Raw genomic sequence first — 24729 nt, 5'->3', positions numbered from 1 at the left:
TTTATAGGCCATTTGTAGGTTCCTTTGTTTGGGGCAGTTTACCCTACAAGCTGGTACGAGATTATTAAACCACTACACTTTCAGATATTTATGAATACGAATCCGTAAAAAAAATAAGATAACTAAACAACGCAATATTGATCATACGCATTTAGAAAAAACTTTTAAGAAGCTGATTCAATCACTTAAAAACGGAAAGGATTCTGAGTTGTGGTAAAAATATTTGTCCACTCTAAATTACGCAACGCTATGGATAAAGACAAATTAGCGTTTTTGGTTGAAAGCTTTAGAAACTATAAAGAAGGTAAAACGCTGCCCTCAATTTTTTGTACGCGATGCACCTTGCAATCACACACATAATCGACAATATGTTGAGCTTCAACACATTCATTTTCATGGAAGTGATTTTTCTTTAAAAATGATGCAGTTCAGCCGAACCCGTAAAGTTATGCTCGTATATTGCCCCGGCTTTTTTAACGCAAAACATTATCTTCTTGTCGCAATTATTAATCACTGGAACCACAATCAACCCGAAGTTATTGAAGATACAGACCCAGACAAAAATATAATGGACAAATTAGAAGAAATTGCAGAAGGGTTTAGACAGAAGTTTTGAGTGAGCCTATCGCTTGCTCAAAGATTTGTTGTGTAGTGAGCGTTGAATCTGGACTATTAAGACCTTCGTCAGTATATCGGAACTATACAACCGCACATCGGATGAGGTTTTGTCGCTTAAATTGCCATCAAAGAAGCACATTTAGAGTAAACAGGCTTGTAAATCAGAAGTTATGAACGTAAGTCATTGATTTAATTGGTGGAGCCTAGCGGGATCGAACCGCTGACCTCAACACTGCCAGTGTAAGAGAGTTTAATTTGTGAGCAATATACAGTATTTATACAGTGGTTTTTGGGGCCTTTTTAGCCCCAACTTTTAAGCTCGGTAGGTTTTTTTCACAATTCTCGTTGCGTTTCGTTGCGATTTTTTAATAGCCCCGCCGCCATGGCAACATCAAATATTACGCGTTCTTGTTCGTTTAGCACGGCGTAAAATTCAGTTACGGTGAGTATTTTTTCTTGCTCGTTTTCTTGCACTATTACGTTTACCAAGCCATTTAACCAATTGACGCGAGCGCCAACCAAGCGTACCAACATCATTACCTCAGACCAATTCTTGACCATTTATTCAAAAATATCCTAATGTGAATAGAAAGCTAAGGCAATGTGTCGAATTTCGACGTTGAATATTGATATCAAATGCACATTTTATGGTCTGTTTGTTGATTTATGTGCCATACTTGCGTCTAAGACCGATTGGTCGATAACTTTTGATTGTAAGTTCATTATTTTTATAGAAGTTAATCGTCTTAAAATCCATGGAAAACGTCAGCCCTACTGACAGAATTGCATGGCTGCGCAGTTGCATTGGTATGGCTCAAAAAGAGTTTGCCGAACTTTGCGGGCTAACGCTTGAAACCTATCGCCGTATTGAGCGCGGCCAAGCATTGCGCGATCACCAAATACTACAAATCGCTAATAAGTTAAATATAGATGCCGCCTGGCTGTTAACCGGCGACTTACGGTACCTGATATTACAACCCCTGCATAAAGTTGATGCAGCATTAGTTGCGCCCAATATTAATAGTAACGAATTCAAAAAAATGTTTTTTAACTTGTATCCGCATTTACAGTCGGTTTGAGAAAAGCTCATACTTTTGCATGTCTAGAACCTGTAATTCATACAGGGTTACGATCTTGGCTGAGATCTTTTTCTAGTATTCCTCACATATAGAAGACGCTAAACTATCAATTAATAGTTTAACCAAGTTATGGAAAGTTCAATGCGCACAATTAATGTTAAAGAAATAGGTTCTGAGCTTATCGATTTATTAAACGATGACGACACAGTTGATGAGGACATCGGTATCATCGATCACGAAGGGAATGTTTTAGGCGTTGTAATTCCCAAAGATGCGTACGAGTTTTTTCTACGTAAGGTTGAAGAAGCTGAAGACGAAATGGATTTGAAAACCGCAGAAGAATTTAATGCGTCTAATGAGAGAAATACATGAGCAACAATAACGAAGATTTAAAAGACCTACAAGAAATTGCAAAGCAAAAGCGTGAGCAAGCTGCAAAAAAAGAGTCTTTCGCGGTATGGAAACCCGGCAAACTTACTAATGAAAAGGATTTAAATAAAAACAATGTACGACGTTAAATTTAGTAAGAATGCAGAAAAGGCATATAATAAGCTTCCTGCAAATATGCGGGCTCGTATCGATCAAAAAATAGTATATTTACGCGCAACTCCTCGCGGTCCAGACACAAAAAAATTACAAGGCTCTCAAAATACCTACCGTACAAGAGTGGGTACTTACAGAATTGTATTTGAAATCAGTGACGGAGAGCTCCTAGTCTGGATATTAGACGTAGATCATCGCAGCTCAGTTTATAAATGAACGATGTTAAGTATCTAAATTAAAAACAGACCACCTCACTGTTTATTTTGTGCGAAGATAAATAAAAGCGGGCAATGCCCGCTTTTTTATTAATAATCCATTATGCTTTCGCCGGGTCTTCGGCCATGGCGTTTTTCGTAGGTATCGTAACGCGCATCAAAAAAGTCATCGTCGAATTGGCTTTTTAAATAGTTAATTGTTCTATCGGTATATTCATATTCGGCGGCAGCTCTTTCTATGTTGGTTTGATTTTGGCGAATACGTTGCACCAGCCCTCTAATAACCGCTAAGTCGATGACCACTACCGGTGTTTTTACTTCGAGTTCTTTGGCCATGGATTGCATGGCTGAATTGAGTATACGAATTCGCGCAGCTTCTTCTTTTTGCATTTGTTCGTATATTAAATCTTGTTTTTTGCGATACTCTAAATACCTTTCGTGCTCATTAAGTTCTTTAGGCGCCGGTAAACTTTGGGCTTTATGCAGCTCTTGTTCTAGGCGATTAAATTCATTGATGTAGGCTTCTTTAAAGGTAGCGGCTTTTTTACCGGTAAAGCCCATGGCCAAAAACATAAAGCCATCGCGAGTAATTTGATACTCGATGTACTCATTTCCATTGTGATTATAGGGAACGGCCGAAAAGTTGGCGGTTAAAAATTCTTCAGAACATTCAAGGTTTTGAATTTTTTCTACAACATGCTTATGCAGTTTTCTAAAATATTCAGCGACTTGACGAGAGGTTGTTACGGTGTGCCCATCGATAATGCAAACTTGGGGAGAAATTAACTCTTGAGACGTCATCTTACTAACTCCTGTACTTGATGTTAACCCTGCTCACGCGAGGCTAAACGGGCGAGCAGAACCGTGCAGGTTAGCCTTACCGGAGTACAGGATTCCGGCCGCTCAAAGAGCGCCCACACGGCCTGCTCATAAAACAGGCGTAGTAAATGACAGACACAAAAAAACCGCTACAGCGGCGGTTGTGTCCACCTGTACGTTTCCGGGAGGCTAAACCCGACACCGGATTTTGCCGGTGCAGAGGTATACAACCACAAGTTGGTTTTAAAAGTCAACTATGGTATTGATCGCAAAGCTATTCTTACTATTCCAAATCATTCTAGTGAAAGTGTAGCAATCGACGCCAAACCCGCACTTTTAAACAGGGTTCTATGAAGTAATTATTTTCTGCATTGTTTTATTCTTCTTCTTTTATTGTTGCTCGTTCAGAGAAATTAAAATGGATCTAGATTACTTCGCTATGTTTAACCGAGGAAATATTCAAGACCGACAAACCGATACTTTAATTGGTCTTAGCAAGGGTATCATTGCCGATAACGTAATCAATGAGGAAGAAATCAACTTCCTAATTACTTGGCTCATGCAAAATGTTCGAGTTATGAGTAACCCCATATTAGAGAATTTACTCAGCAAGCTAGACAGCATCTTAGCCGATAATGTAATTGACCAAGATGAAGCGAAAGAAATATTTTTAATTCTTAAAAAGCTAGCTGGTGATGAAACTCAACTTGATGAAATTCCTAAAAGCTCAAAAATTCCATTGAATGACCCCGAACCTAAAATATATTTCCCTGAGAGGAAGTTCTTGTTTACGGGCACTCTTGCTTATGGAACGCGAAAAGAAGCTGAAAAGGAAATAACTAAACGTGGTGGAATACTACTGTCGAATGTTACTCAAAAACTTAACTACTTAATTATCGGCGAATATGTTCAAGAGTCTTGGGCACATGAAAACTTTGGCCGAAAAATAGAAAAAGCTATGGAATACCGAGATGAAAAGCAGTTGCCTATAGCTATCGTATCAGAAGAACACTGGCTTCGAGAATCTGGTTTGCTTAAGTAACTATCGATGCAAGCTGTTACTCTCAAGGCTCGAACAATTTTAAATGATCCTGAAACTATAAGCGGGAGAATTTTTGCTTTATTTATTCAAACCTTAATTATAATTTCGTTAATCACGTTTTCTGTTGATACTTTGCCGGACCTTTCTGCGTCTACGAAGTTGATTTTACAGCGAATCGAACTGGTGACGGTCATTATCTTCACAATAGAATATCTTTTAAGACTGATAACTGCTGAGCGAAAGCTTAGATTTGTTTTTAGTTTTTATGGCTTGATTGATTTAGTCGCAATTGTGCCGTTTTATCTTTCTACTGGGCTAGATTTAAGAGCTGTCCGAATTTTTAGATTGTTGCGACTAATTCGTATACTAAAACTATTACGCTACAATCAAGCCGTGAATCATTTTGCAGCGGCTTTAAAGTCAATTAAAGAAGAATTGATTTTATTTGGGGTTGTTGCGGCAATAATGCTGTACCTGTCTGCGGTAGGTATTTATTACTTTGAGCATGAAGCTCAACCAGAAGCCTTCCAGTCGATATTTCATAGCCTGTGGTGGTCTGTAACCACGCTCACAACCGTAGGTTACGGCGATATGTATCCAATCACATTGGGCGGCAGAGTATTCACGTTTTTTGTATTAATGATTGGGCTTGGTGTAGTCGCGGTTCCTACGGGATTGTTGGCATCGGCGATGTCTAGGGAAAATACTGGTAAATAATGATCTTCGTTTGGTTCCCCCCATGTTTATATATCCCCTAATAACGATGAACCTGATTTTATCGAATTGGAAAATTAAATCGATCAGTTAGGATGATAGTTGCGCCAAACCTGTTATTTATACAGAGCGATCAAAAGCAGTTTTTAGACACTGTGTACTAAATTGACTAAGAGAGCGCTTTGAAAAATGAATAAGAATGAAGAGAAACAAACCTTAAGTTTTGAAAACCTATGGGATATGTACGAATCGTTTAGGGATGAAAAAAATAAATTATCAGATTTTGCGTTAAATTTTGCTACAAGAACTACCACCTTGTTTTTAAGTGTTCCCACTTTTTTAGGGGTTTTTGTTTTTTTAGGTGGCGTTAAGGTTTTATTTGACCTTTATAAAGATGAGCCTCTTAAATTCTTTGATAGCATCAACTTCTTAAATTTATCCATTATTCCTTTAGCTCTTCTTTTGGCATATTTATGGACAAAGTTAGAAAATCAACTAAATTATCTTCAGACTAAAATAGAAACCTGTAACACCAAAAAAAATAAATTATTTATTTTTTTAGCGGAGAGATATCCCCACGAATTTGAATTAATACGAGAAGAAGAAAGCACTTCGACTGTAAATAACCATTTTATTTCTGTTGCAAAGGCGTTCAGGTATTATTTGATTATTCTTCTGATGGTAGTGGGAATGGTTGAAATTTTTGCATTTTTGTATCTTAAAGGATTTATTTGAAAGCTTAGTTTCGAAATATTTATTTTGAGTGACTATATATGAGTAAAATTGAGTGGACTGAACAAACGTGGAACCCTGTAACGGGTTGCACAAAAGTATCGCCAGGTTGCAAACATTGTTATGCAGAAACGATGGCAAAGCGTTTAAAAGCCATGGGAGCACCCGGTTACGATAATGGTTTTGAATTAAGCTTGTTACCCGAGCGTTTAAAGCAACCGTTACAACGTCGTAAACCGACGATGTATTTTGTGAATTCTATGAGCGACCTTTTTCAAGAAGGTGTACCTGATTTGTTTATTGATCAGGTTATGACCACAATTAAAGCAACACCGCATCATACGTATCAAATTTTAACCAAACGCAGCGCTAATATGCGCCGGTATTTTGAGACGCGAGAAGTACCGGTTAATGCTTGGCTGGGCGTTTCGGTAGAAGACCAAAAGTACGGTAAACCTAGAATTCCCGATTTGGCCGCTATAAACGCACGTACACGCTTTTTGTCGATTGAACCTTTGTTAGAAGACTTGGGTAGCATTCCGCTTGATGGCATTCACTGGGTTATTGTTGGCGGCGAATCGGGCATAGGTGCGCGACCTATGCAAGAGTCTTGGGCGCTGAACATACGCAACCAGTGCTTGAATGCAGGTGTCGATTTCTTCTTTAAACAATGGGGCGCTTGGGGCGCAGACGGTATTCATAGAAACAAAAAGGCAAATGGCCGAGTGCTTGATGGCAAAGTATGGGATGAGATACCGGCGATAGCGGTGTGATGCTCTAGGCGCATAACAAACTCCTTACTCATAGTTGTTTTGTCTCGATCCAAATTAATTAAATTCATATAAAATAATCAAATTATTTATTGACAAATTAAATATATTGATTATCCTTAGTGGGTGAGTTAAGAAAAAAGGATGCGCGAACACCCTTTTTTCTAAGTATTAATTATACTCCTATCATATTATGTTTTTGCTCAATACTTTCTTTAAAAAAGTAAGTATTAGTTTTGCTAGTTCTCTTGAGACAAGAAATGTTTGTAAGGACGGATCAAGTCCAAATAACATGCAAAATATTGTAAATATTAGAATTGTTAAAAGTATTTCATAAAAATCTTCCAAATTTTTCTCCTTTTATGTTTGGAATGATGTAATGAATATATTTAGTCATTAAAAAGTTCATATCTACTTCCATCGGTTATTAAATGCGTTTTGTTAATGACAAAAAAGATTAGAAATATATTGAAAGACAGGTTAATGCCTACCGTATATCTAACTCTTATCTATTGCGGAAAAAAGTCCGCACTTTCAATTATATATTAGATTAAGTCATTTGTCAATTATTTTCTTATAAATATCCCTCCTGTTTCACAATTTAAAGATAAATTTGTTAAGTCTTTTTTACTTGTCAATGTAAGTTCCTTTGTTTAGTTGGTGTTTCTATATATATATATACATGGTGAGCTTCCTCTTTACGTATATTCGGTTTATTGTGATAAAAAAAATATTAATTATTTTGATATCCCTATTGACATATTGTTTCTGAATCTCCATTATGTAATAGATTGATAAGATTTTATCTAAGTAATCTTATCAACCGTCGTTTATACAGGAAACTTAATTAGCACGCAATATTTATTTGTGTGTTTTTTTGCGTTTTTACATTATGTAAATCCATTATGATTCTAAGTAACTGATTTATATTGAATTTACGTTATCAGACTAAATTTTTACCGCTTCCACCCATCTTCATCATTTTCACCCATCATAAACCCCAGCATCTATTACGCAGGTTATATTGCTTTGCCAGTAGGGCGAGGCTATCCAGCTGCCACCACCTATGTTTTGTGAATAGAGAACAGAGCTTTCGGCGATAAGTTGGTTGCCGTTTTTGCGTATGCCACCGGCGGCGAAGTCTAGGGTGTCGCCGCCTTCGAATTGTGGGCGATCTATGGCGCGGTATACGCCCGCAAAGAAGGGTGTGGTGCTAATGGCTATTTTTTTGTTTTGCGCTTGTGCTGGTAGGTTTACGGTGGCGCCGCCCAGTGCCCATTCGCTGGTAATGATACCGCCACCAGTGCTGGTGAATACGTCTGACGAGCGATTGATTTGAATAGCCGCTAAGGCAACCAAAGGGCGGCTGGCTGAGCTAAACGCAAAGCCGCCTTGGGCGTTGTAAATGTTTATGCCCCAACCGCTGTTGGTACCGGTACCGGCTAAAAATACGTAAGCTTCGATATTAATACCCGCACGACCCCAAAAGCCTGCCCGCCATTGACCATTTGCGTAAAACAAATTTGCCAACACATACAAATTGCCCGCTTGCGTGCTGTTTTGCGGTACGTAGTAAATAACTGGCGGTGTGTTTTGGTTGGTTACACCGGTGGCAAGGTTTACCACGGTGGTGTTGTCAGAAATATTGCCGGTGATTTTGCGCTGAAAATTCAGCATGTTAACACTGGTGCCAATCAGGGTTTTACCGGCGTTGTTTTTAAATTCTATTCCGTGGGTCATTGTTGTGGGTTATCGGCCATACACGTTGATGGTTGCGCGTTCGTAGTTAAAGGCATTGTTGGCGCGGTTACCTAGGCCGTAGTAATCGGCCAACCATTGCCAGGTTAGTGTTTTGTTGGTTTGGTTTAGGGTTAGTTGGCAAATTCCCGAACCACCAGACGCCAACAAGCTGCCCGTATTAAAGGCGATTAGCTCGGCGGCGAGGGTTAGATCATTTGGCATGGTTGAATAGCTGCGTGAGCCATTGCCGTTTACCCGCTGTACGTCGAAGGTATCGATTAACACCCACGCAACGGATTCGCTAGACAGCGTTAAACGCCCATTGGCATCGTATATTTCAAATCCAAAACTCATGTGATTACGCCAAGTTACCGATTTTTACGCGCAGCGTGTTGGCGTTATCAAAGACGCGTATTTGATCGTTGGTAATTTCTAGACGGGCGCCGGTTGTGGCACTGCGAATATCGAGCTGGCCTTTAAATACCAGTTGATTACTGGAGCTGTTTAGGTAAAACAAGCCGTTGGCATCGGTTACTGCGCTGCCGGTGCCAATCCAGATGGGATAGTTACCGCTAGACGAGATTCGTACCCGTAAACCCGTACCACTGGTTGTTTGTACAGTACCTGCGGTAATTAAGCCAATGTTTGAAGTTAGCGCCGACAGTTCACTAATGAACATTTTATCGGCAGTGATGGTATTGGCGCGTAAATGGCCGCCTTCTAGTGTTAAAAATTGTACGTGGCCACCGGTGATTTGCTGGCTAACAATGTGTTGTGAGTAGATTAAATCGGCGGTTAGGTGGGTGGTGAGTATGGCCTCTTCGGAAATATCTTCACTGGCTAGCGGAAACTTGCCGTCTAATCTAACCAGCTCTGCTTCAATCGCGCTGGTGTCTACTGTTGTGGGTGTTACCGTAAATTGGCCAGAAAAATTCAATTCGGTATCACCCCAAACATCCACGGCAGCAACGCGCACGTAATAGGTTTGGCTTTCTTCTAACGGCACACCAATCACTGGGTCACGGCTGCGATTCACAACCAAGTTGGCGTTGTTTGGGGTAAAGCCGTCAACTGTGCTTACCCAAACAGAAATGCCGGTAATGTCGGTATCGGCTGGTTGATCAAACCTTACCAAGGCTTGGCCGGTTAGGCCCTCAACCACTAAATTATTGAGTTGCGCCGGTGGCGGGTTAAATACAGCGAGCGTGGCGGCGGTTTCGCTAATTCTGCCTTCGCCATCGATGGCGAAGACTTCTACGGTAAAACGACGACCCACACCAAAATCTTGCGCGGTGTTGCCGTGAATTTCAAACGTATTGCCTTGCACGTTATTTTGCGCAAATTTTTGCACGCCATTTACGGATAACACTACGCGATGATTAACTGTGAAAGATTCCCACTGCACGCGTAAAAACGGCCCTGTGAAGGCTTCACTTAATTGCAAGTTGGTTGGCGCTGGCGGCGGTTGGTTGAGCGAGTCGGAGATATCTACAATTACTTGGGCGAAGTTGCCGCGAAAGATGTTTTGGCCTGCCACGCGATAAATATAAATATCGTCGTTTACCAATTCTGGATTCGGCCGCGCGGTGTATTCTGGCTGTGTGGTGTAGCCTAAACCCAAGTCGTTAAAGACGTTACCGCCATCAGTTGAGACCTGAATAATATAGCGATCGGCATTGCGGCCCTGCCAATTTAAATGCACCACGGGCGACTCTTCGGTACCGGTCACCACGGCGGTTAATGATTCCACAACGGGCGCGACTATGTTGACGTCCGGCACTTGATTAATGGGCGGTACTTGTAGCCCATCGGCGGCAATGTAAACGTCTTGGTCATCCACAAAGCCTTGTAGGCGATACCGGTTACCTTGTTGCGGCGTTATGCGCTCTACCTTTACGCGGTAAATAAATTCTACGCCTTCACCGAGCGCGAACATGGGGCGGCGAATATTGCGATCGCCTCGCCATTCCATAGCGGTTTGGTCGAGCAATTGCGGATTGGTTAAACGCACGCGATTGTGCGCAGTTTTAATCACGGGAATTAATTCGCCGGGTGTGCCATCGGTATTGCGAATTACAATAAATGGGTTGGTTAAATCGGGAATGTTTTCGGTAAGGGTAAGTTCATCTACACCATTCCAACTGATTACATCGCCACTGATCTGCTCAGGCCCCTGAGCGCTAAACATATAATGCGATACCGCAACTACATCGTGATAAAACGGAATTATTCCAGAAAGGCCAGTTTCGAAGGTGATGGTTTCGCGGCGGTATTGGTTAACGGCAACAATATAAATACCGTATAAATAGGCTTGTTCGCGGCTGGTAATGCCAAAGGCATCAATGCGGCTCGGGTTAAGTGCTTGGCTGCCGGGTAGGGCACACAAAACTTCTTGCTGAATGTAATTATGGTCGCGGTCAAAGTAGCGAATAATTACGGCGTCGGCGGTTTGGTCTTCAATAATGCTGTGATTTATTTTTAATGAATTACGCACAATGTTGCGCTGGGTAAACATGGCGGTGGGTTGCGGGTTGTAACCGTCGTAAACCATAGTGTACACACCGGCGCGATCTACCGGCGAGGCTCTGCAACAAGCGGCGATTTTGGTGAGCGCGTCCCACACGGTGCTTTGGGTATCAAACACGCCGTTAAATTCAAAACCTTGTTCGTCGCAAAATAATGCGAATTCGTAAAGTTGATTTAAATCGATGTAGGCATCACTGCGCTTACCACCGTATTGCGATCGCGCAACATCAATAAACGCCCATACCGGATTATTGGTGAGCACGTTTTCGGTGTAGCCATTTTGCGGGTGCCAGGTGGCAATGCGAGCATTAACCACCACATTAAATTTAGACAGCGCATTGTTGCCGAGCTGTTCACTGGCGCGAATTTTTACAGCAAGGCGCGTGGTATTGGTGGGTGGATTGCCATCAACTAAAAAGCCTTTTAATTGGGACCACACTAAATTGTCGCTGTAACGCAACTCATCTTGCTCAGGTGTTAAACGAGTCATGCGAACTTGGTAACGACCAGGCTCGACTACATAATTAAAGGTTCTGCGAATCGCATCGCGATTATCACCGGTAAAGGTTTCGGTACCCAAATCAAACCAGTTATTAAGCGGTTGATCGTTGTCATCAATAAGTCGAGCTTCGAATTTAAAATCAACCGAATATTGGCGAGGCGTGCCACTGTTGTTGGTGCGATAAATTCCCGCTTGTGCTACTACATCGCAAACAATACGCGAAATTTTTGTGCCTTGACCATTTACGACGTAATCGCCTAATTGTTGCGACTCTAAATTTAAATTTGAAACCTCGGTAGAAGTAACCACCGCAGCAGGAAACAGCATAGAGTTATTGCCCGGTGGAATAATTTCATATTCAAAGTCGGCAAGGCTGCCAACGGGCGTATTGTCGTAACGCGCCGAATTAATATCAACATCAACATTGCCAAGACTGATTTCAAATAATTCATAAATAACTTGATCGTCACCGTTTTCGTATTCGGTAAATGAGCTTGCGCCTAAATCCGGCCATACACGCATGGTGCCATACACTCGCGGTTTAGGTTGACCAAAACGAATGCGGTTACCGCGTGACGATACATTGTAGGTTGAACTGGGTTCTTCACCAATTGCAGAGTTGGGTAAGTCGGTTGGGTTTACGCCTTGTAAATTCAGCAATGACGTAACGGCATTAATGACTATGAGCCAGTTGTTTAATAAAAAATTAAAGGCGCCGCTTGAGACTACCGGACACAATGAAATAACGTCGTTTGTTTGTAATTGGCTATTAAAGCTCGCAGCACCTTCTACCGTATCGTTTAAAACAAATTGGTCGTTTAGATGCACTAAATACGGTTGGCTGTGTATTTGCTCAATTAAATTGTGGCGCTGTAGCGCATCGTTAACGGTTAGGCGTTCATCAACGGAATGAATTTTATAATCGGTTGGGTTTAACGCATCGTTAAATAAAACAATAGTCGGCATTATGGCGATGGGTACCGGTAAAATTGAGTAATGGATTTACCGCATTCGTGAATGCGATTTATGGGTGTGCAAACAACGTGGTTTTCTAAGGCGTGCAATACATAACCCGATCGGCCTTGTATCGATAAATCAGGCTCGATATAAATACCCACGTGGTTCATTAAGCGTTGTGGGTCGTTTATATCGCACATGGCCACTACGTCTAATTCTTGCGGAATTACTTTTGATGTAAACCAACCTAACATAGGGTTGGTTTTGCATTCGTGAATAACGGCATCGGTATTTATGGCCGATACCGCAACACGTTTTAGCGTAATGTTTAATTCGTGTTTATAAACCGTGCGCACAAACGACCAGCAAGGCGCGCAACTGCTAGGCTGCTCGCCAAGGTATTTTGTAATGTTCATAAGAAATTAATCGACAATGCCGGGGTTGGTAATTGCGGAGTATTCAACGTTGGGGAATTTTTGATTAGCCGAATTACGGTAACCCACCGTAATGGCTACTTGCGTAGAACTGATGGCTACACTGCGCGCCTGTTGATGCAAGACCGAGGGTTTACCGATCGCAGTTTGCGTATGCACATTAAAGGTAAATAAACGCACCGTGCAATCGATAGGAATATTGGTTTTACCGGCTTGGCGAATATACCCTTGCACCAACGCCGACACCGCATCTAATCGTAAAGTGCCGGTACTGTCTACATCGGTATTGATTTCAGGCTCATCAAACTGACCGGCGACCATTAAAAATTCGACAGTTTCACCGGCATTAAACGGCGCGTTGTCTTCTAACGGTAAACGAATAACACGTTCACGACGCACACCACGATACGTAACCACACGAATAATTTCACCAAACGTAGGGTGGCGAAATTCAAACGCAAAAATCTTACTGATATTAGGATCAACGCGCGCTAATGCTTCGCGCTGTGCAAGGTCTTCTATGGTGGGCATGCTACATCAACCGAATAATAATTTTAGGTGGTGTAAATACCGTTACTTCACCGGTTTCTGGATCGGTCATTTCAACGGGGTCACGAGGGCAAACGGATTCGAGCTTTTCTTGTCCGCCATCTTCAAAAATATAATCGTCAGCCCCTGCGACTAATTCGCCAATAATTTCAGCAGACGTTAACTGTGTAAACGCGTTGAGTTTTTCAGGCGTATCTAGGCGAGCAGTGCCGATGGATGATTGACCATCTTTAGAGTAACGTACAGGGCAAAAGACATTTTTAAACCTGTAATTATCATTACCGTCTTGATAAATAAAATCAGGAAATGTCGATGCCAACGATTCGATCTCTGCACGAAATAATTCGAGATTTTCAACGTAAATTAATTTATCCATTTAAACTCCCCAGCAAAAGCTTTGCATCATCGGCCGTTAAAGCAAAATCCCAAACAGTAACACCGGCGGCTTCGCAATCGCCGGTTAAACGTGATGCTGAACCTGAGAAAAAACGCAGACTTTCAATTCCACGAGGCAATACGCTGTTAACAGGCGTGGATATTAAAAGATTGCCGCTACGGTCATACACAATAAAATTAGCACCATCAAATACAAATAATATTTCGTAACGACCGTAAGCATTTGGCACTTGCGAGAAAAACTGTCCATTATATCGAATCACTAAACCATTAGATTGCAGGTGATTAGTTCCAACGATAAAACTAGAATCATCCGTTGATATTAAATGCTCAAAATCTAACGCTTGCCCGAGATAGTTATATTTACAATAAATGCTAAAAGGCCGTGATAAGTCAATTAAATCTACTCGTGAAAAGCGTGTGGCAGGGCGTGCAACCGGTGCACCATTTGTTGGAATAAAGCCGGTAAAAAACGGCACCGGTTCTAATTGCGCTTGATCGATGTAAAATTTATCGGTGTTGTTACCTATAAAATTATCAATACCGCCAACGACGGCATAAACAAAAACATTTACGGGTGCTGATATGTCAGGAGTAAATGATACCGTTAAAATATAAATACCGTTGTGAAATGGCCCTAGCAGTGACGAGGCATCTATATCATTAAATTGGGTTGCCGTCTTAGTAGAGAATTCAAATAACGTACTTGGTCTTAATCCATTATTAAAAACAGCGCCACCAACCGTTAACCGAATTTGATCAAAATCACCAGGCTTGACAGCCACTGAGAATGTGTAACTCTGTCCGGCCACAGTCTGAAAAAACGAACTGATATAATGGGAACCATTAACTGTATTGGGAACAACGGCTACCATGGTAGAGCTGTTATTTAACCCTAACTCAGTAGATTGGTTCGCAGAGATATTATTATGGCTCCAGTTGGCGCTAAATCCTGACGAGTAATTTAACAAATTCTCAGATTCTGAATTAATCACCCAGCCAAACTCTGACTCTCCCAGCTGGTTATCTGATAACACTCGCTGAATACCATAGCGATCGATATAGGTTCTACCCGCTGGAGCAGTACCGGCCACCAGAGTGAGATTTGGACCGCGATTGGTTAGTTGGCTTTTTTGAAAATAACTGGCAACGTAATTATTTAATCGACTCCATACACCCGAAAGACCCTCTACCGCAGCAATAGCATTACCGGTTGCAGATTCTGCGTTGCTAACGGCTGTATTAACATCACTCTGCGCTTGTTCTATAAACGCATCCAACTGCGCTTGGTTTTCTGCGAGGGCATTAATAGCATCGTCCGCAGATTGGGCGGCGCTATCGGCAGCGGCTTGAGTATCGCTTAAGAATGTTTGCAGCGCGGTAACGGTTACGGTTTCGGCGTCGTCACTGGCTACCAACAAAACTTCTAGTGATGAGTTTGTTGTTGGGTCGATAAATATTTTACCCAACGTGCGCGTGCGCTGCTGATGCTCTAATTTAACAGAATACAAACCCGGTTCAACCAACTGCGAATAAACACCACTGGCATTGGTTGAAAATTCAGAACTCACACCCTTAACAATGTTTGCACCTTCATTGCGATCGGCAATTAAAATAATATTCGCATTTGCCAGCGGCGTGCCGTTGGGCAAAAGTAAAGTACCTTGAAGTGTAGGCATGGTTATTCACCTAATTGATCGGTTTCGATCGTAAAGCTAATAGTTAAATGTTTACGGCCTGCCGGTGTAACTTGTGGAAATTGAGTAATTCGGACTTGGTACAATTTAAATTCACCGGTTAAATCTAAGTTCAGTAAAAAGAAGTTGGCACCGTCATTTGCACCTTGTGCAGATCGATAAAATTCCCAAAAATCGTCTAATTGCGATTGCAAAAATCGATAACTTAAAGTCACGGTAATAAAATTAATATGACTAACGCGCGAAACTTCAGGTGGACCTGATTCCATATCGGTTCGAATCGTTGAAGATTGACCATTAATGGAATAACCCTGTCTTAATGGAAATTGCGGAAAGTCTTCCGGCCAATAAACGTTATTCATTAAAATGGATTACTCCGTGTTAATCCGTAGCGCTGTTCGAGTGACCTAGAGAACGAACCATTACCAGAGTTAATTTCATTAGTTAACGATTGTTTTACTTGCTCCACCATAATGATGGTTTGATTATTCTCGTCATATCCGGCTGTCACTCGGGTATCGGGCGCATTGTTATTAATAATAATTTGTTGACCAGAACCACCGCCTTGCAAAAAGTTGGTTAAATCGCGGTTTTGCTCGGGCGCAACAATTCGCTCGCCACCGTCTAACAAATAGGTTCCTTCACGCGGGATTGAATTCATACCCGCGTGAGCGATACCAGCAACACGAGCGGCCGATGCGGCACCGGCAACATAAATACCCGCAGCTGCAGCCGCACCTAATACCGGGCCAACTACCGGAATTGGCGCAAGAGCTTCATAAGCACCCATGGCAGCGGTTTGCGTTGAAGCGGTAATTTTAGAAATGGATTCTCGTTTTTTAGTATCCAAAAGCACACTACCTAAACCCAAGGCAAGGTTGGCGTATTGCGATTCTTTTGCACCAATATCGTCGAAGTATTGCGAGATTCCAGAACGTAGCGAATCATAACCTTCAACTAAAACTTGATTACGTTCGGCGGCATCGGCTAATTCTTTTTCTTTGGCCTCTGCGCGAATGGTTTCTAGGCGTTGTTGATGGATAAATTCAGCGTTTTCTAGGGCTTCTTTATGTTTGGCAAAAGCCTCAATAGAAACCACATTCTGATTAAGTAACGCGTCATAGTCAGCTTGTAATTGCGCAACCTGGCGTTGATATTGAAGATTTTCTAACTCTTCTAATTTGCCATCTAGCTTTAATCGCTCGTCATAAATTCGGCTGTATTGACCTAATTGTTGATTCAATTGCCGCTCATTTTGCTCTTGAATTCGCGCGGCTTGATCTGCTGCTTTTTGTTCGGCATCGGCAATGCGTTGTAATTCGCGCTCACGCAGATCGGCGGCTTTTTGGTCGGCCTCTGCCTTGCGTTTTGCCGCCTCTTCGGCAGCAGCTGCTTTTAAATTTTCTTGAGTTTCTTCATGCAACCGTTGCTGTTCTTGAATTTGTTGAAGCTGAAGTTGATATTGTTTTTGGATATCTAATTGCTCTTGTAACCTAGCTTCTAAAATATCCTTTTGAGTTCTCTGAGAGCCAGAACGGCGAATTCTTCGGGAGTCGTCCGCACTTGAAACGGACGTTTGCAGATTATTGATATTATCTTGGGTTTGTTGCAGCAAAGTATTAATAGATTCAACATCACCTTCAGAAGCTTTTAGCTCAACCAGTTGTTGCTTTAACTCTTCGATTTCTCGAACGGCTGCATTGCGTTGAGTAATTGCAGATCGACCACGGCCACCACTATTTACACGATCTTGTAATTGCGCTAATCGCTTTTCTAAACCGCCTACAGTAGGATCAATTTGCTCGCGCACACTGTTTAACGATGAAGATAATCCATCTAAAATACTCTTCACCGGGCCAACGGTACCGTTTGATTTTGCAAAAGCATTTAATAATTCATCCCAGCGTTGACCCAGCGTATCAACCGAGCCGGATAAACCACCCGCTTCGGCAGCACCAGCACCGCCAACTTGGCCGCGTAGTTTTTCCAGAATAATGCCTTGTGCAGCGGCAATATCACCGGTGTCTTGCAGCGATGTAATTAAATCTTTTTCGGATTGCGTAAAATTAACACCAGCTTCTGCAAGCTCACCCAATCGCGTTTTAGGATCTTCGAGTGCTTTGCCCAACTGCAACGCTTTATCTTTTATCTCACCGCCAAATACCGCCGCTAAATCTTGTGATAATTCGATTGCTTCGGTAAAGGTTTCGCCTTGCACATTCTTAAATGTTTGCAATACGTTTTGCGCCTGTACAACGCCTTGCACACTGGCTAAGGTGCCCAATGCTAATTGATCGGCCTGCTGCGCCAGTTGAATGGCAGTAAAACCCGCCGCGTTCCCGGTTGCTTTAATAATTGCTTCCGTTCGGGCTTGCTGTTTTTCGTATTGTGAAAACGTCTGTAATGCGGAATAACCAACAGCCGATAAACCGGCGAGCGCTGCTCCAAATCCCGTTACGGCCACAGCACCAGAACTCATTAAACCCCTAACAGCAGTTATACGGCTGGCAATACCACCCAAAGGACCATCAATAACCGTAACACCACTGGATAACCCTTGAATGGATTTATTAAACGCTTCGTTAGCTACGATGCCTTGTCGTATTTCTCGCCGAAACCCTTTGGTATCGGCGGATATTTCAACTTGATAATTGGTTTTTTTCATCGGTTATTGCCCAATAAAATTCGATACAACTCTTCAACAGACTTTTCAGGCTCGGGCGGTACATAACTCAACAAGACATCACGCAATTTAATGGCAGGTTGATTTTTACCACGCAAATAATTACCCATTTGTGTGCGTATTGCCGCGATATGCAATTCATCCACAAGGCGACCAAAAGGCTCTAATTGATAAAAGTGTTGCCATTCTACTAATTGTGAACTGGTTATTTGAGAGAGAAAGGCATCTACATCTGAAAACCGTAATTCGAACGCCAACCGAACGGCAAAACGTCTATTCGGTTGGCTTAAGAGGGGTTTGCATTGGTTTCCTCTTTATCAACGTCAACGCTGTTTGTATCGCTCTGTTGAGCCGTTGATTGTTTTTGAGCAGAAACCGTTGGTCCAATAAAATCAATGCCAGAAAGTTCACTAACAGCATCTAATGCGGGAATTAATATGGAATTTGGCAGCTTGGATAACCACATAATGTGCAGCGGGTCTTGCCAATTTAATGGAATACGTTTACCACGTCTAAGCGCCATCGCCAGCGCTTGAAATCTAAGACCAATGATTTTATTAATCTTTACCGAATACTCATCAGTACTGGACGCGATTTGATAATACATATCCGTAAGAATAATATTTTCTTCACCACCTAACTCAACAATTTGCCAACCGTTAAAGAATTTTTTACTGGCCACTTTTCGCGCGTTAAAGATTAAATCTTTCTTTAAAAACCAAAACGGAAACCATTTAATAAGCAGTGATTTCATTAGACTAAATCACTCTCATTAGGACGACCGGTAACCATCAACGTTAAATTGCGATCGATGTGGCCTTCCTTAGGCGTGGCAATTCCCACAGTCGTTACCAGGCATCTAAATGAAACAGCTTTATTAATGGGGGTAGGAATTCTAAATTGCACAAACTCCTTAGTGCCGTTTTCTAGCGCATCAACCAGCGCTTCTATTTCTGTTTGACCTGGCTCGTAACGAACGGTAATTGTCCATTCGCCACCCGATAACAACCCGTAATCGTACTCTTTGTAGTCATCATCGCCACCGTATTTAGTAGAGTCGATGGTCTCGGCAGTACGATCACCTGGTTGAATATCTAAAATATCGCCCACCGCAGCACCATACGTGCTGCCTTGATCTTCCGAGCGGTGCAATGTTATGCGTTTACCTAACATGATTAGTCCTCATCTTGATAATTAACAGTACAAATTAAATTAATACTGGCTATAGAAGTTTCTTGATCGCGATCGTAAGAAAAACCTACGCGCGCGATGTAATCCACTAATCCACCGAGTGTATTATCAGCGCGTAACTGCGCTTCAACGTCATTGGTTTTTTCATCAAGGCGTGCATCAATATTGTCAGCGGCACTTTCGGCACGCAGAGTAATTTCAATATTTAAACGCCCGTCAGTGTCTGCACGTCCATCGTCAAACGTTCTTTCGGTTTCGCCATCTTCAAAATAAATTGCGGCGGCTGGCAATTCTTCCTCAAAGATGGTGGGCGGCGCATAAGAAAACGTTGTGTTAAAAAAAGTATTTATTCTTGCTTTAACCGCTTCGCGTATTTGCGTTCGTGTGGCCATTTATTTTTTACCTAAAGTTTTATTTAAACGAAAGGTTAATTCTTTATTTAATGCAGGCGTTAAATCTCGATTAAGCGCTTGTTCGCCGGCCTCATCCATGGCTTCACGAACTTCTTTTGCAACAAACGGTTGGCCAATTTCAGCTCTTAATAATGGGTAACCGGTCTTACGGTTCGATTCGCGCAGCGGGCCACGCTCTTCCCGATTAGGATCACGATACAGCGCCACCGGCTTTCCGCCAGTGCTGCCATTCCATTGATAAGCACCTTGCCACTCGTAAGGCCCAAGTTTAAAGCCATCGTCGGTTTTTTTAGCTCCAGCGTTTAAGGCATTAATCGCATCTTGACCAGCCCAAATTCGAGAGACTAATCGATTCGGACGCGCTTTATTTCTAAATACTCGATCACGAACTAGCTTTTGTTTAATACCTATGTTCTTCGCTACGCGCCGGACAACCTTAGTTTTTGCTTTTTCGGCCTCGCGATTAATAACGCGACTTACGCCGCGCGGTACTTCTTTCTCATCCAATTGATTCAACTGTTTAGATAATCGCTTGAATTCTTTATCAAGCAGCTTCTCGTTTAACCGAATTTGAATCGCTTTCATTCGAGCACCAAAATTTTAGTATCGCCTTCATCAAAAAAGCGCACGTATCGGTATTGCCGATTATTCACGGTAATAACCGCACCTCGCTCTATAGATGCAGTAAATAAATGTGCAGGAAAACTAAAGGTTTTTTGGTTAGCATCAACATTGCGCCAACGCCATGCTTTAACGTCTAAATATCCGGTAATTTCAGACCCGTTAATCACGGCCTTGTGATTAACGTCCTGATAAAACACGTTTTCTAGATCAGCTTGTAAGTCGTCTAAAAACGACATTATTCGCCGCCGTCCAAGAACTCAGCGTCTAGCTCTTCTTCGGTCTTTTCTTGCTGCACATTTATGTTCGCCGGTTTTTCGGTAACCGTTCCTTTACTTGCGGCGGTAAGGTCACGGGCCAATGCTTCGGCAATTTTTACCACTGGTGAATCATCGGCCAAGGTGCCATCCTTTTTATATTTGGGGTAATAGCTTTTACCCTGTAAGCGAATACCGCGTGTAATTTGAAAGTTCACCAACTTTTGTTTTTTCTGATTTTTAGACATAAGAATTCCCCAGCCAGTTAAGGCCGTAAAATCGATTTAAAAGACTGATTTAAAAGAGTAAGGGTTTTAGGGTTTACGAAAAGAGGTTTTACGCAGCCAAGCTAAACGCTTGAGGATGGCGAACAGCAACGTCAGCGTCTTGGAATAAACGCATCACCAAACCACCGGTAGCAACCTTGGTTGCGCGATCTGGCACAACATCTAAGGCACCCCACATACCAACCAATATTTGTGCAAAGTCACCAAATAAAATTTGGTTGGCCAGCATTTCAGTTGTTACCGCAGCACTGTAACCGTTAATGCTACTGCCATCACCCCAAATAAATTGCGCTGTACCCGCCGCTTTTTCGGTGGATTTTAAGGTGCCGCGCATGGTAGGGCGCATCACATAAGACGAGGTTGCCGCCGACGCATTTGCTTCTGCAACATCGGTTTCTAGCTCAACAATTTTCGCCCAATTAACACCACCGGTTAGATCTACAGCGCCAATACCGGCAGCATTTAGAATACCCAAAGGCTCGTTATTAATGCCCGAACCTTTCAAAATGGCATTATCCAGCGCAAGAGCTAGGCCGGTCATAATGTCACCACGCACTAATGATTCGATATCTGGCGTTGATTGCACTAACAATCGGCGAGTAATGGGCACAGCAGTACTGACGGTTTTTGGTGAGAGAGAAACGGTCGAGAAGGTAATGTTTGAATCATTGGGTGCAATGTCTTCATCCACCCAAAAGAACGTGGCAGAGCCATTTTGTTTAGGAATATCAACATTACCCACAAGACCGGTAACAAAGCGAGTACCTAATCCGCCCACCGTAGCCATAGCGCGCAGTACTTCAATAAATAATTCACTGTGCAAATTAGTGGCAACCAACTCTTGACCCAAGGTTGCAACACCAGCGGCCTGCGTACGTGCCATCATTTGTGTTTGCAACTGGCGACGCAATCCATAACCCATGGCTTCGTAACTTAAATAAACACCGTTAGGGTCAGAATCCAAGCGCTGTGCAATCGCGCTCGATACTTCTCGCTCTAAACCGGCGTCTTTCCATTTACCTGTAGCCGCAGCACGCATTGCACGCACAATGCTGTAATTTTCAAGGTCGCGTGTTGGCATATCCAAATCTAACGCCGTTGTGGTGATATCGCCCGATTGTTTACGCTTGTGTAATGTGCCAATTAATTCACTGCGAAATTGATCGAAGGATTTACCTTCGCTAATGCATTTTGTACCCAAATCAACAACATCGTATTGACGAGCCGATTCAGCAATGCGTTGCGCATCGGTCTTGCCAGTATTTTTGGGTTTTGGGGCGGGACCGCCTGACGAGCGATTAGAAGTTGTTTCTTCTTCATCTTGTGATTCGTCGGTGGTTGTTTCTTCAGTTTCGGTTTCTAACAAATCATCATCTTCCATACGTGTTTCCTCATTTAGGTTTGATATAATTTTTAACGGAAATAAATCACCCTCACTGCGCCCAACGCCAACCGTGGGATCAGCGGGAACAGAAACCGACGAAAGTTCTAACGGCTCCCATTTGGTAATTCGGTAATGTTCGATACCATTGCGAACTTCAATTAATACCGCTTTAAGAATTTTGTAACCTACACTGATGTGAGTTCTTATTCCGTCAACAATATCGTTGAGCAACTCATCACCCATTGGGTTGCGAGATAATTTAACCTCGGCATAGCCGCGATTATTTTCAATCCAAACTTTAGTAACAACGCCGCGCTGATCTTTCCAATCGTGATCACACAAAAACGGACCACCGTTTTTAATTCGGGTTAAGTCAATTTCGTCTTCGCGGTGACCCAGCGTTTCAATCCAGTCTAATCGAGTTACCGGAAATTCACTGGAAAACGCCAAAACCACGGTGCGATTTTCAACATCAATCTTGCTGTGTTCTACTTGGGCAAAGCGGTGCATAACCGGTAACTTACCCGTTACCAGTTGTGTGCGATTTAATTCCATAGCTATTCCTGATTACTGAGTTTTGCCATTACAGCTTCAACCATGGCATCAACATCGCCTGCGCCATCGCTATTTTTAGAAACGAGCTGTTTAATGTGGGCGGGTAAAAGTGCGTATATTTCGTCGGAGCGTTTCAATTCGTCTTTAAAATCTTCGGGATCAATACCCTTGTCTTCAAGCACACGAATTAAACTGGTGGTACCGTTTTTTAAACTTAGCTCAACGGCTTGCTCGTCTTTTAATGGATCAACCCATTGCCAACGGCGGCCCTTAAATTCATAACCATTAAGTACCCGATTTAAATCGGTTAAATCCAATCCCGGTATGGCATCCATTAACAAAGCGTTGCGTAACCACGCTTCAAAAATAGGGTTCATCACCTGCCCAATAAACCACGTTTGCAAACGCTTCCAGTGTTCACGATCTTCTAAAACCGATGCCCGTAAACTCGAAAAATTAACGCTTTCGTAATCGTTGGCTAAATGGTTGTAACCCACCTCTAAACCGCTAGAAACACCGCGTAAGCCGGTTTTTTGAAATTCACCAAAGTTACCATCGGGCATGGCAAAGCTTGTGGTTGACATCTTAAATCCTTGGGGCACCATACTAATCCCACCAGGCACTAACTCTTGAATGATTTCCCCTTCACCATTAAATTCTTCATCGGGCGGTGGTTGCTCAGGATCACGTTCGTAAACCGTTTGATTGGCCGCAGCAATTGACGTAGCCAACAAAATGCTTTCACGCATGGATTTAATTTCAGACGTATCAATTAACGCCGCATGTGCCCAAGGTACGCCACGCGATTGGCCGGTGCGCCAAATAGGGAAGGGCAGTAGCATCTCATTGGCGGGAATACGCACATAACGCCGACCACTATAATTAATGGTGTATTCGCCGGGATGCGCGGTTAATAAATGATACGCAATATGTTGCCCGTAATTATTTTGCTCAACACCCATTTTAATCACGGTATCGTTTGAGACGCGCTTTTGCAGTTGAATATCTAAAATATCATTTTCAAATAATTGAAAGGCGTAACCAAACCGATTATTTGCGCCGGGAAGGTGCCGAATTAATATGTCGCCATCTTGCGCAACTGTTTTTGCAATAAGCTGTTGGGCGCTGACTAAATTCATACGGCCAGATATTTCACACACACCCAGTTTAGAGAACGCTTTCCAAGCTTGTTCAACTGCTTTATTGGCCGCTGTGTCTAATTGACCCACATCGTTTTTAATTTTGCAGCGTAAAGTAAAACCGTTTTCGCCAACCACATGGCTTTGCACCATGCCGTAATAACGTTTCACGAAACCGTTATCTTCACCGGCTTGGCGAGACAACATAATTAAACGGTACAAATCGCGCCTTAAGGTTTCATCAACACTTAAACCGGCACTGCGTACGTCTTTATTTAAGCGTTCATGTCTGGCAACGGCAAAGCGTTCGTGCATGGCCTTTTGTTGGGAGGGCGTGCGTTTAATAATTTTCGCCATTATATAAATCTCACGCGTCGGTTAGGGTTTTTCAGTCCTTTCTTAATGTGTATGTAATGAACTTCCCAACGATATTTACTTCTCAGTCGATCCAACTCTGCAAACGGAATACGTTGTAATTGCCGACCATCAATAGAATAATTTTCGTAATCGGTTAACGCTCGTCCTTCAATGCGTTTTTCTATCGCTGCTAAAACACGTTCTTCATGGCTTAAAACTTCTGCACCTTCTTCGTCTAATGGTGATCGTCTCAACCAAAAATAACCCGAATCAATAATAGTTGGATTACCGTTTACAGACTCATACAAAAACCAACGATGTTGCGCTTCACTTAAACCATCAAGTTGTTCAACCGATAAATTCAATTGCGCAACCGTGCCATTAAGTGTGATATCAAAGGTTTTTGAAACAGGCCCGTTAAAACGAACGTTGTACGATGCCGTTGGTTTAACGTCGATTATTAATTCTGCCGAAAACGGCGAACCTTTATAAATTTCTCTGGGTAGCAT

Annotated in this window: 30 protein-coding genes; 9 read left to right on the top strand and 21 right to left on the bottom strand. The window is 42.4% G+C overall.

Annotation, left to right across the window (positions count from 1 at the left end; genetic code table 11):
• Positions 1 to 277: 277 nt before the first annotated feature.
• The gene (locus tag ACYQ28_RS17190; RefSeq protein ID WP_460052165.1) at positions 278 to 616 is read left to right on the top strand and encodes a type II toxin-antitoxin system YafO family toxin; all 339 of its coding nucleotides are present in this window, start codon (positions 278 to 280) and stop codon (positions 614 to 616) included.
• Between the two features lie 335 nt (positions 617 to 951).
• On the opposite strand, the gene ACYQ28_RS17185 is transcribed toward ACYQ28_RS17190, so the two are convergent.
• Positions 952 to 1179, bottom strand: a complete 228-nt coding sequence (locus ACYQ28_RS17185; protein WP_460052164.1) for a hypothetical protein — start codon at positions 1177 to 1179, stop codon at positions 952 to 954.
• Positions 1180 to 1373: 194 nt separating this feature from the next.
• Between ACYQ28_RS17185 and ACYQ28_RS17180 the strand changes: the two genes are divergently transcribed.
• From ACYQ28_RS17180 to ACYQ28_RS17165, 4 genes are all read left to right on the top strand, one after another.
• Positions 1374 to 1697: a helix-turn-helix domain-containing protein gene (locus ACYQ28_RS17180; protein WP_460052163.1), complete on the top strand. Its 324-nt coding sequence runs from the start codon at positions 1374 to 1376 to the stop codon at positions 1695 to 1697.
• Positions 1698 to 1838: 141 nt separating this feature from the next.
• Positions 1839 to 2069 carry a hypothetical protein gene (locus ACYQ28_RS17175; RefSeq protein WP_460052162.1) on the top strand — a complete coding sequence of 77 codons (231 nt, stop codon included), beginning with the start codon at positions 1839 to 1841 and terminating at the stop codon, positions 2067 to 2069.
• Positions 2066 to 2215: a hypothetical protein gene (locus ACYQ28_RS17170; protein WP_460052161.1), complete on the top strand. Its 150-nt coding sequence runs from the start codon at positions 2066 to 2068 to the stop codon at positions 2213 to 2215. Before ACYQ28_RS17175 ends, ACYQ28_RS17170 begins: the two co-directional genes overlap by 4 nt.
• On the top strand, positions 2202 to 2456 hold the full coding sequence (locus ACYQ28_RS17165; RefSeq protein WP_460052160.1) for a type II toxin-antitoxin system RelE family toxin: 255 nt from the start codon (positions 2202 to 2204) through the stop codon (positions 2454 to 2456). The genes ACYQ28_RS17170 and ACYQ28_RS17165 overlap by 14 nt, the downstream gene beginning before the upstream one ends.
• 89 nt (positions 2457 to 2545) lie before the next feature.
• Here the strand turns inward: ACYQ28_RS17165 and ACYQ28_RS17160 are convergent, their stop codons facing one another.
• Positions 2546 to 3256, bottom strand: coding sequence for a Rha family transcriptional regulator (locus ACYQ28_RS17160; protein WP_460052159.1), 711 nt, complete (start codon positions 3254 to 3256; stop codon positions 2546 to 2548).
• Positions 3257 to 3692: 436 nt separating this feature from the next.
• Between ACYQ28_RS17160 and ACYQ28_RS17155 the strand changes: the two genes are divergently transcribed.
• The 4 genes from ACYQ28_RS17155 (at position 3693) to ACYQ28_RS17140 (ending at position 6535) form a co-directional block, all read left to right on the top strand.
• On the top strand, positions 3693 to 4316 hold the full coding sequence (locus tag ACYQ28_RS17155; RefSeq protein WP_460052158.1) for a BRCT domain-containing protein: 624 nt from the start codon (positions 3693 to 3695) through the stop codon (positions 4314 to 4316).
• 6 nt (positions 4317 to 4322) lie between these two features.
• Positions 4323 to 5033, top strand: a complete 711-nt coding sequence (locus tag ACYQ28_RS17150) for an ion transporter (protein WP_460052157.1) — start codon at positions 4323 to 4325, stop codon at positions 5031 to 5033.
• Between the two features lie 186 nt (positions 5034 to 5219).
• Positions 5220 to 5765 (top strand): hypothetical protein, encoded by a 546-nt coding sequence (locus ACYQ28_RS17145; protein WP_460052156.1) that lies wholly within the window; start codon positions 5220 to 5222, stop codon positions 5763 to 5765.
• Between the two features lie 38 nt (positions 5766 to 5803).
• Entirely contained in the window at positions 5804 to 6535 is a 732-nt protein-coding gene (locus tag ACYQ28_RS17140) for a phage Gp37/Gp68 family protein (RefSeq protein WP_460052155.1), read from the top strand.
• A gap of 981 nt (positions 6536 to 7516) precedes the next feature.
• Here the strand turns inward: ACYQ28_RS17140 and ACYQ28_RS17135 are convergent.
• The 19 genes from ACYQ28_RS17135 to ACYQ28_RS17045 form a co-directional block, all read right to left on the bottom strand.
• A complete protein-coding gene (locus tag ACYQ28_RS17135; RefSeq protein WP_460052154.1) occupies positions 7517 to 8272 on the bottom strand; it encodes a hypothetical protein in 756 nt (251 codons plus the stop codon).
• 9 nt (positions 8273 to 8281) lie between these two features.
• Positions 8282 to 8626: a hypothetical protein gene (locus ACYQ28_RS17130; RefSeq protein WP_460052152.1), complete on the bottom strand. Its 345-nt coding sequence runs from the start codon at positions 8624 to 8626 to the stop codon at positions 8282 to 8284.
• A gap of 4 nt (positions 8627 to 8630) precedes the next feature.
• Positions 8631 to 12266, bottom strand: coding sequence for a host specificity factor TipJ family phage tail protein (locus tag ACYQ28_RS17125; RefSeq protein WP_460052151.1), 3636 nt, complete (start codon positions 12264 to 12266; stop codon positions 8631 to 8633).
• Positions 12266 to 12673, bottom strand: a complete 408-nt coding sequence (locus ACYQ28_RS17120; protein WP_460052150.1) for a hypothetical protein — start codon at positions 12671 to 12673, stop codon at positions 12266 to 12268. Before ACYQ28_RS17120 ends, ACYQ28_RS17125 begins: the two co-directional genes overlap by 1 nt.
• Before the next feature lie 6 nt (positions 12674 to 12679).
• The gene (locus tag ACYQ28_RS17115) at positions 12680 to 13222 is read right to left on the bottom strand and encodes a DUF1833 family protein (RefSeq protein WP_460052149.1); all 543 of its coding nucleotides are present in this window, start codon (positions 13220 to 13222) and stop codon (positions 12680 to 12682) included.
• Position 13223: 1 nt separating this feature from the next.
• Positions 13224 to 13616 carry a hypothetical protein gene (locus tag ACYQ28_RS17110; RefSeq protein WP_460052148.1) on the bottom strand — a complete coding sequence of 131 codons (393 nt, stop codon included), beginning with the start codon at positions 13614 to 13616 and terminating at the stop codon, positions 13224 to 13226.
• Positions 13609 to 15315, bottom strand: a complete 1707-nt coding sequence (locus ACYQ28_RS17105) for a phage head spike fiber domain-containing protein (protein WP_460052146.1) — start codon at positions 15313 to 15315, stop codon at positions 13609 to 13611. The genes ACYQ28_RS17110 and ACYQ28_RS17105 overlap by 8 nt, the downstream gene beginning before the upstream one ends.
• A gap of 2 nt (positions 15316 to 15317) precedes the next feature.
• The gene (locus ACYQ28_RS17100; protein WP_460052144.1) at positions 15318 to 15695 is read right to left on the bottom strand and encodes a hypothetical protein; all 378 of its coding nucleotides are present in this window, start codon (positions 15693 to 15695) and stop codon (positions 15318 to 15320) included.
• Positions 15695 to 17998: a hypothetical protein gene (locus ACYQ28_RS17095; RefSeq protein WP_460052143.1), complete on the bottom strand. Its 2304-nt coding sequence runs from the start codon at positions 17996 to 17998 to the stop codon at positions 15695 to 15697. The genes ACYQ28_RS17100 and ACYQ28_RS17095 overlap by 1 nt, the downstream gene beginning before the upstream one ends.
• Positions 17995 to 18273 (bottom strand): phage tail assembly protein T, encoded by a 279-nt coding sequence (locus tag ACYQ28_RS17090; RefSeq protein ID WP_460052142.1) that lies wholly within the window; start codon positions 18271 to 18273, stop codon positions 17995 to 17997. The genes ACYQ28_RS17095 and ACYQ28_RS17090 overlap by 4 nt, the downstream gene beginning before the upstream one ends.
• A gap of 29 nt (positions 18274 to 18302) precedes the next feature.
• Entirely contained in the window at positions 18303 to 18770 is a 468-nt protein-coding gene (locus ACYQ28_RS17085; RefSeq protein WP_460052140.1) for a hypothetical protein, read from the bottom strand.
• Positions 18770 to 19189 (bottom strand): phage tail tube protein, encoded by a 420-nt coding sequence (locus ACYQ28_RS17080; protein ID WP_460052138.1) that lies wholly within the window; start codon positions 19187 to 19189, stop codon positions 18770 to 18772. Before ACYQ28_RS17080 ends, ACYQ28_RS17085 begins: the two co-directional genes overlap by 1 nt.
• 2 nt (positions 19190 to 19191) lie before the next feature.
• On the bottom strand, positions 19192 to 19599 hold the full coding sequence (gene gpU, locus ACYQ28_RS17075) for a phage tail terminator protein (protein ID WP_460052137.1): 408 nt from the start codon (positions 19597 to 19599) through the stop codon (positions 19192 to 19194).
• A complete protein-coding gene (locus ACYQ28_RS17070) occupies positions 19600 to 20205 on the bottom strand; it encodes a phage tail protein (protein ID WP_460052136.1) in 606 nt (201 codons plus the stop codon).
• Entirely contained in the window at positions 20202 to 20480 is a 279-nt protein-coding gene (locus tag ACYQ28_RS17065; protein ID WP_460052134.1) for a hypothetical protein, read from the bottom strand. Before ACYQ28_RS17065 ends, ACYQ28_RS17070 begins: the two co-directional genes overlap by 4 nt.
• Complete coding sequence (locus ACYQ28_RS17060; RefSeq protein ID WP_460052133.1) at positions 20480 to 20746, bottom strand: hypothetical protein; 267 nt, start codon at positions 20744 to 20746, stop codon at positions 20480 to 20482. Before ACYQ28_RS17060 ends, ACYQ28_RS17065 begins: the two co-directional genes overlap by 1 nt.
• Before the next feature lie 88 nt (positions 20747 to 20834).
• The gene (locus tag ACYQ28_RS17055; protein WP_460052132.1) at positions 20835 to 22724 is read right to left on the bottom strand and encodes a phage major capsid protein; all 1890 of its coding nucleotides are present in this window, start codon (positions 22722 to 22724) and stop codon (positions 20835 to 20837) included.
• Positions 22725 to 22726: 2 nt separating this feature from the next.
• Positions 22727 to 24220 (bottom strand): phage portal protein, encoded by a 1494-nt coding sequence (locus ACYQ28_RS17050; RefSeq protein ID WP_460052130.1) that lies wholly within the window; start codon positions 24218 to 24220, stop codon positions 22727 to 22729.
• A complete protein-coding gene (locus ACYQ28_RS17045) occupies positions 24220 to 24729 on the bottom strand; it encodes a hypothetical protein (RefSeq protein ID WP_460052129.1) in 510 nt (169 codons plus the stop codon). The genes ACYQ28_RS17050 and ACYQ28_RS17045 overlap by 1 nt, the downstream gene beginning before the upstream one ends.

The organism is Sessilibacter sp. MAH1, assembly GCF_054658315.1.
Note: the sequence above shows the minus strand (reverse complement) of the source record. Positions and strands in the feature narration are given on the sequence as shown.

Excerpts from the sequence above, each read along its gene's own strand:
- ACYQ28_RS17110 (WP_460052148.1), bottom strand. The coding sequence starts at position 13,616 with ATGGATAAATTAATTTACGTTGAAAATCTCGAATTATTTCGTGCAGAG.
- ACYQ28_RS17160 (WP_460052159.1), bottom strand. The coding sequence starts at position 3,256 with ATGACGTCTCAAGAGTTAATTTCTCCCCAAGTTTGCATTATCGATGGG.
- ACYQ28_RS17055 (WP_460052132.1), bottom strand. The coding sequence starts at position 22,724 with ATGGAATTAAATCGCACACAACTGGTAACGGGTAAGTTACCGGTTATG.
- ACYQ28_RS17060 (WP_460052133.1), bottom strand. The coding sequence starts at position 20,746 with ATGTCTAAAAATCAGAAAAAACAAAAGTTGGTGAACTTTCAAATTACA.
- ACYQ28_RS17180 (WP_460052163.1), top strand. The coding sequence starts at position 1,374 with ATGGAAAACGTCAGCCCTACTGACAGAATTGCATGGCTGCGCAGTTGC.
- ACYQ28_RS17105 (WP_460052146.1), bottom strand. The coding sequence starts at position 15,315 with ATGCCTACACTTCAAGGTACTTTACTTTTGCCCAACGGCACGCCGCTG.
- ACYQ28_RS17140 (WP_460052155.1), top strand. The coding sequence starts at position 5,804 with ATGAGTAAAATTGAGTGGACTGAACAAACGTGGAACCCTGTAACGGGT.
- ACYQ28_RS17150 (WP_460052157.1), top strand. The coding sequence starts at position 4,323 with ATGCAAGCTGTTACTCTCAAGGCTCGAACAATTTTAAATGATCCTGAA.
- ACYQ28_RS17070 (WP_460052136.1), bottom strand. The coding sequence starts at position 20,205 with ATGAAAGCGATTCAAATTCGGTTAAACGAGAAGCTGCTTGATAAAGAA.
- ACYQ28_RS17080 (WP_460052138.1), bottom strand. The coding sequence starts at position 19,189 with ATGTTAGGTAAACGCATAACATTGCACCGCTCGGAAGATCAAGGCAGC.
- ACYQ28_RS17135 (WP_460052154.1), bottom strand. The coding sequence starts at position 8,272 with ATGACCCACGGAATAGAATTTAAAAACAACGCCGGTAAAACCCTGATT.
- ACYQ28_RS17095 (WP_460052143.1), bottom strand. The coding sequence starts at position 17,998 with ATGAAAAAAACCAATTATCAAGTTGAAATATCCGCCGATACCAAAGGG.
- ACYQ28_RS17165 (WP_460052160.1), top strand. The coding sequence starts at position 2,202 with ATGTACGACGTTAAATTTAGTAAGAATGCAGAAAAGGCATATAATAAG.
- ACYQ28_RS17130 (WP_460052152.1), bottom strand. The coding sequence starts at position 8,626 with ATGAGTTTTGGATTTGAAATATACGATGCCAATGGGCGTTTAACGCTG.
- ACYQ28_RS17045 (WP_460052129.1), bottom strand. The coding sequence starts at position 24,729 with ATGCTACCCAGAGAAATTTATAAAGGTTCGCCGTTTTCGGCAGAATTA.
- ACYQ28_RS17115 (WP_460052149.1), bottom strand. The coding sequence starts at position 13,222 with ATGCCCACCATAGAAGACCTTGCACAGCGCGAAGCATTAGCGCGCGTT.
- ACYQ28_RS17100 (WP_460052144.1), bottom strand. The coding sequence starts at position 15,695 with ATGAATAACGTTTATTGGCCGGAAGACTTTCCGCAATTTCCATTAAGA.
- ACYQ28_RS17125 (WP_460052151.1), bottom strand. The coding sequence starts at position 12,266 with ATGCCGACTATTGTTTTATTTAACGATGCGTTAAACCCAACCGATTAT.
- gpU (WP_460052137.1), bottom strand. The coding sequence starts at position 19,599 with ATGGCCACACGAACGCAAATACGCGAAGCGGTTAAAGCAAGAATAAAT.
- ACYQ28_RS17050 (WP_460052130.1), bottom strand. The coding sequence starts at position 24,220 with ATGGCGAAAATTATTAAACGCACGCCCTCCCAACAAAAGGCCATGCAC.
- ACYQ28_RS17175 (WP_460052162.1), top strand. The coding sequence starts at position 1,839 with ATGCGCACAATTAATGTTAAAGAAATAGGTTCTGAGCTTATCGATTTA.
- ACYQ28_RS17065 (WP_460052134.1), bottom strand. The coding sequence starts at position 20,480 with ATGTCGTTTTTAGACGACTTACAAGCTGATCTAGAAAACGTGTTTTAT.
- ACYQ28_RS17120 (WP_460052150.1), bottom strand. The coding sequence starts at position 12,673 with ATGAACATTACAAAATACCTTGGCGAGCAGCCTAGCAGTTGCGCGCCT.
- ACYQ28_RS17170 (WP_460052161.1), top strand. The coding sequence starts at position 2,066 with ATGAGCAACAATAACGAAGATTTAAAAGACCTACAAGAAATTGCAAAG.
- ACYQ28_RS17185 (WP_460052164.1), bottom strand. The coding sequence starts at position 1,179 with ATGGTCAAGAATTGGTCTGAGGTAATGATGTTGGTACGCTTGGTTGGC.
- ACYQ28_RS17145 (WP_460052156.1), top strand. The coding sequence starts at position 5,220 with ATGAATAAGAATGAAGAGAAACAAACCTTAAGTTTTGAAAACCTATGG.
- ACYQ28_RS17085 (WP_460052140.1), bottom strand. The coding sequence starts at position 18,770 with ATGAAATCACTGCTTATTAAATGGTTTCCGTTTTGGTTTTTAAAGAAA.
- ACYQ28_RS17155 (WP_460052158.1), top strand. The coding sequence starts at position 3,693 with ATGGATCTAGATTACTTCGCTATGTTTAACCGAGGAAATATTCAAGAC.